Source organism: Mesorhizobium sp. M7A.T.Ca.US.000.02.2.1 (assembly GCF_003996995.1).
In the GTDB taxonomy this organism is placed as follows: domain Bacteria; phylum Pseudomonadota; class Alphaproteobacteria; order Rhizobiales; family Rhizobiaceae; genus Mesorhizobium.
On record NZ_RZTT01000524.1, the window covers coordinates 1 to 3,562 of the forward strand.

6 protein-coding genes and 1 pseudogene are annotated in these 3,562 nt (G+C 62.9%); 6 read left to right on the top strand and 1 reads right to left on the bottom strand.

Going from position 1 to position 3,562, the window contains the following annotated elements; genetic code table 11:
- The 5 genes from EOD15_RS30805 to EOD15_RS30825 form a co-directional block, all read left to right on the top strand.
- Nucleotides 1–375 (top strand): phosphoribosyltransferase family protein (locus EOD15_RS30805; RefSeq protein WP_148129716.1); only part of this gene is annotated, 375 nt, incomplete at its 5' end.
- A gap of 27 nt (nucleotides 376–402) precedes the next feature.
- Entirely contained in the window at nucleotides 403–672 is a 270-nt protein-coding gene (gene grxC / locus EOD15_RS30810) for a glutaredoxin 3 (protein ID WP_127322226.1), read from the top strand.
- 10 nt (nucleotides 673–682) lie between these two features.
- Nucleotides 683–1,549 (top strand): carbon-nitrogen hydrolase family protein, encoded by an 867-nt coding sequence (locus EOD15_RS30815; protein WP_127409141.1) that lies wholly within the window; start codon nucleotides 683–685, stop codon nucleotides 1,547–1,549.
- On the top strand, nucleotides 1,546–1,971 hold the full coding sequence (locus EOD15_RS30820; RefSeq protein WP_023811158.1) for a DUF1178 family protein: 426 nt from the start codon (nucleotides 1,546–1,548) through the stop codon (nucleotides 1,969–1,971). Before EOD15_RS30815 ends, EOD15_RS30820 begins: the two co-directional genes overlap by 4 nt.
- A gap of 14 nt (nucleotides 1,972–1,985) precedes the next feature.
- A complete protein-coding gene (locus tag EOD15_RS30825) occupies nucleotides 1,986–2,648 on the top strand; it encodes a hypothetical protein (RefSeq protein ID WP_127322210.1) in 663 nt (220 codons plus the stop codon).
- 90 nt (nucleotides 2,649–2,738) lie between these two features.
- Here the strand turns inward: EOD15_RS30825 and EOD15_RS30830 are convergent, their stop codons facing one another.
- Complete coding sequence (locus tag EOD15_RS30830) at nucleotides 2,739–3,224, bottom strand: MarR family transcriptional regulator (RefSeq protein ID WP_127322214.1); 486 nt, start codon at nucleotides 3,222–3,224, stop codon at nucleotides 2,739–2,741.
- A 96-nt stretch (nucleotides 3,225–3,320) separates the two neighbouring features.
- Here EOD15_RS30830 and EOD15_RS30835 point away from each other — a divergent pair.
- Nucleotides 3,321–3,562, top strand: a pseudogene (locus EOD15_RS30835) (EamA/RhaT family transporter); the annotation flags it as partial.

A 3,562-nucleotide genomic window follows, 5' to 3' on the forward strand; every position in this document is an offset into this window, starting at 1 on the left:
CCGCTGCACTGGCGGCGCTTTTTCAGGCGGCGCTTCAACCAATCGGCGGAACTGGCGAGGGCGGTCTCGACGCTTAGTCAACTGCCCTTCGCCCCCTCGGCGGTGCGTCGCGTGAAACTCACCCGCCAGCAGGTCGGGCTGGAGCGCGGGGAACGCGAGGAAAATGTGCGGGCTGCCTTTCGGGTACCCGCCGAGGCGGAAATCGAGATCGCCGGCCGCAGGGTGCTTTTGATCGACGATGTCTACACCACCGGCGCCACGGTGCGTTCCGCCACCAAGGCGCTGAAAAGGGGAGGTGCGGCCGCCGTCGACGTGCTGACCTTTGCGCGTGTGTTGCCGGGGGACTTCCGGGCGGACGAGTCCGCGACTATATAAGTCGGCAACGAACAGCGGAAATTCGTCATGGCCGATGTCACGATCTATACCCGCATGATGTGCGGCTATTGCACGGCAGCCAAGCGGCTGCTCGAGCGCAAGGGCGTCGCCTTTACCGAGCACGATGCCTCCTTCTCGCCGGAACTGCGCCAGGAGATGATCTCCCGGGCGCATGGCCGCACGACCTTTCCGCAGATTTTCATCGGCGATACGCATATCGGCGGCTGTGACGACCTCCACGATCTGGAAGCTGAAGGCCGGCTGGACAAACTGCTCGCCAACGGCGCGACGAATTGAGGGAATGACGATGGGTGTTTTCAAAGCCGCTGCGATCCAGATGCGCTCGGGCGAGAGTCCCGAGCGCAACGCCGTGGATCTCGAACGGCTGGTGCGCGAAGCTGCCAGCTTGGGTGCCACCTATATCCAGACGCCGGAAATGACCGGGGCGCTGATCCGCGACAGGCAAGCCCGCGCAGCCTCCTTCACCTCCGAAGACAAGGACATCGTCGTCGCGACCGCGCGCAGGCTGGCCAGGGAGCTCGGCGTGTTCCTGCATATCGGCTCGACCGCGATTTTGCGCGCGGACGGCAAGCTCGCCAACCGGGCGCTGCTGTTCGGGCCGGACGGCGCCGCGCTCGCCACCTACGACAAGATCCATATGTTCGACGTCGACCTCGATAATGGCGAAAGCTGGCGCGAATCCGCGGCTTACGAACCGGGCACCGAGGCCGTCGTCACCGAGATCGAGGGTGCAAAGCTCGGCTTCGCCGTTTGCTACGATCTGCGCTTTCCGCAGCTCTTCCGCGCCGAGGCACTGGCCGGCGCCGACCTGCTTTCCGTACCTGCCGCCTTCACCCGCCAGACCGGCGAGGCACACTGGCACGTGCTGCTCAGGGCCCGCGCCATCGAGAACGGCGCCTATGTCGTCGCCGCTGCGCAAGGTGGCCTGCATGAGGATGGCCGCGAGACCTACGGTCATTCGCTGATCGTCGATCCGTGGGGCCGTATCATCGCGGAAGCCGCGCATGACGCGCCTGATGTGATCGTCGCCGAGATCGACCCGGCGCAGTCGCTTGCCGCGCGCAAGAAGATCCCCAATCTCAGAAATGCACGGGATTTCGCGGTCAATGCCGGTTCGGGCGAGGCGCCGCGGCTCAGGGGTGCAGCCTCTTGATCCGCTTTGCCCTGATCTGCGAGCACGAGCACGAATTCGAAGGCTGGTTCCGCAGCAACGACGATTTCGACACCCAGAAGAAGCGCGGCTTTGTCGATTGCCCCACCTGCGGGTCGCACAAGGTGCAGAAGGCGCTGATGGCGCCGGCCGTCTCCACGGCGCGCAAGCAGGAAACCATAGCGCTGGCCATGGGCGAGGCGCAGAAGCAGGCCCTGGCGCAACTGAAGGCGATGGCCGAGAAGGTGCGCGAGAATGCCGACTATGTCGGCGACAAGTTCGCCGAGGAAGCGCGAAAGATCCATTTCGGCGAGAGCGACCCGCGCGGCATCTATGGCGAGGCGACGCTGGACGAAGCCAAGAGCCTGGCCGAGGACGGCGTCGAGTTCATGCCGATCCCGGTGTTCCCGGACGACCGCAACTGAATTCCGAGGGAGCTTTGCGCGACCCAGAAGCGATTGAGCCGGAACGCAGCATAAGAGCCGTCGTTGGCCGATTAGCCCGCTGGGCCGCCGTGAAGCTTAGCGGTACCCGAACGGTCGACGGATTGCTCATCATAAGCGACAAGGGCACCGACAAAATCGTCGAGGCGCTTCAGCTTATTCGTGATTTTGATCCAGTGCGCTACAGACGGCTGCTTGGTGACGTAAGACAGGTATTCGTCACAACCCTTCCTGCTTCGGTCGCGCAATGGGCGAACTCCTCCAAGGCGTGCGAATTGGACGAGCGCCATATCATCAGCGAAGAGACGACGCCGGAATTGGTCGCTTCGATTATCGTCCATGAGGCCACCCACGCGCGGCTTATGCGATGCGGTATCGGCTACGAAGAGGCGTTGCGGGATCGCGTCGAGCAGGTCTGTCTGCGTCGAGAAATAGCCTTTGCGGCCAGACTGCCGACAGGAAAGGGCCGGGGCCAGCAAGCTGAAGCGACACTTGAGGCCATGCCGGACTTTTCCGATAAGGCGATGAGTGAGCGAAATCTCAGTGGTTTGCGAGATGCTCTGCTCTACCTCAACATGCCGACCCGGCTTGTCCACCTCACCGTATCATACCAGCGCTGGAAACACCGGCGCCGGTTCTCGCGGCAGCCTATGAACTGACCGGCTAGAGCATTTCACCGTTTCACGGAGAGGGCGCTCTAACTCTTTGTTTGACGCAATTCTAGGCGGAAAACTTTTCCTGGAGTTGCTCTAGCCCACACTCCCGATCAATTTCTCAAGCAGCCGAGAGAGCGTCTCCTGTTCCGCCGGCGTCAAGCCCGAGAGAACCTCGTGTTCGTTGGCCACGTGGGCGGTAACGGCTTCATCGATCAAGGCCAGGCCCTTGTCGGTCAGCCGCACGACAATGCCGCGCCTATCGTTGGGATGCGGCCCGCGCAGGATCAATCCGGACGTTTCGAGCCGGTCTAGCCTGTTGGTCATGGCGCCGGACGTCACCATCGTCGCCTCGTAGAGAGCGGTCGGCGTCAGCGCGTAGGGAGAGCCTGAACGGCGCAGCGTTGCCAGCACGTCAAATTCCCCGGACTGCAATCCATAACGGGCAAACAACGGCGCCAGGCGCTCGCGGGCGATCAGCGAGGAGGCCTCGTTCAGCCGCCCGAGCACACCCATTGGCGAGACATCCAGATCGGGCCGCTCCCGCTTCCATTGCTCGATCGCTCTTGCTGCCCTGTCCAATTGTCTCACCATCATATATCTTGACGTTAAGAATCTTTCCATTATCTTATCTTAACATGCAATGCCGGCCAAGGGCCGCGCTACAGGATTCGGTCAATGAAACGTCTTTGGGATTCGGCGCTCGGCCTGCTGGTCGTCACCGGCGGCCTGCTCGGCCTGACGCTGCCATTCGGCAAGCTCGCCACGGCTGCCGGCGTGCCGGCCATGGTCTGGGCCTTCGTCATCTCGCTCGGCGCCGGCGGCGTCTTGCTGTGCGTGCTCCTGGCTCGCGGCCAGCGGGTCCGGCTCACCGCGCACAAATTCCGCTATTTCTTCGTCACCGCCGCAGTGTCCTATGC

What these genes read in the sequence shown, in the direction of transcription:
- EOD15_RS30815 (WP_127409141.1), top strand. Translation starts at nt 683, where the DNA reads ATGGGTGTTTTCAAAGCCGCTGCGATCCAGATGCGCTCGGGCGAGAGT.
- grxC (WP_127322226.1), top strand. Translation starts at nt 403, where the DNA reads ATGGCCGATGTCACGATCTATACCCGCATGATGTGCGGCTATTGCACG.